The organism is Clostridium tarantellae (assembly GCF_009295725.1).
Taxonomy (GTDB): Bacteria; Bacillota; Clostridia; order Clostridiales; family Clostridiaceae; genus Sarcina; species Sarcina tarantellae.
The window spans coordinates 1-667 of the sequence record NZ_WHJC01000594.1; the positions used below are offsets into that span (position 1 = coordinate 1).

Annotated in this window: 1 protein-coding gene; it reads left to right on the top strand. The window is 28.9% G+C overall.

Features of this window, described 5'->3' with window-relative positions:
• The coding region (locus GBZ86_RS17575) for a lysozyme inhibitor LprI family protein (protein ID WP_170272320.1) at positions 1-645 on the top strand (645 nt) is incomplete at its 5' end.
• Positions 646-667: the final 22 nt, after the last annotated feature.

The window sequence follows — 667 nt, forward strand, 5'->3', positions numbered from 1 at the left end:
GATAATGAGGTTAGTATACAGAAAGATACTGATGATACTCAAGACAATAAAGAGAGTGAAGATAAAGTTAATGAAAATCATAAAGATGCAGAAACAACACCAAAGAATGAAGATGACACTAAATCTCCAGCTACTAGTGAAAAAACTACAACATCAAATACTGAAAAATCTAAAGCTGAAGAAAATGCAACTACTAAAAATGAGTATAAAGATACTGGTAATGCTAAAGAAGAACTATCTAATGGCGTATATAAAGCAGATGTTTCAAGAGAAAGGTTAGATGAAGTTAAAGACAGTTATTACAAGCAAATGGGAGAAGTGCAAACTTACTTTGGAAGACACTTTGTAAAAACAGGAGAGTTAGCTTTTCCAGATGAAAAGGAATCAAATAATAGTTATACTAAACATTTTTATGATATTATGGATAAAAACTTAAATGAACTTTGGAGTGGTTTAAAAACTATTTTGTCTGAAAATGAAATGAAAAAATTAACACAGCAACAGCTCCAATGGATAAAAGAAAAAGACAGTATAAAAAGAGAAGAGACACCAATTTTAACAGCAGAAGCTAATACATTGTATGCTAAAGGTCAAGATACATATAAAAGATTGAACTACTTAGCAGATAAATATTTAAATTATTAAAAATTGAAGGAGACTATAAATG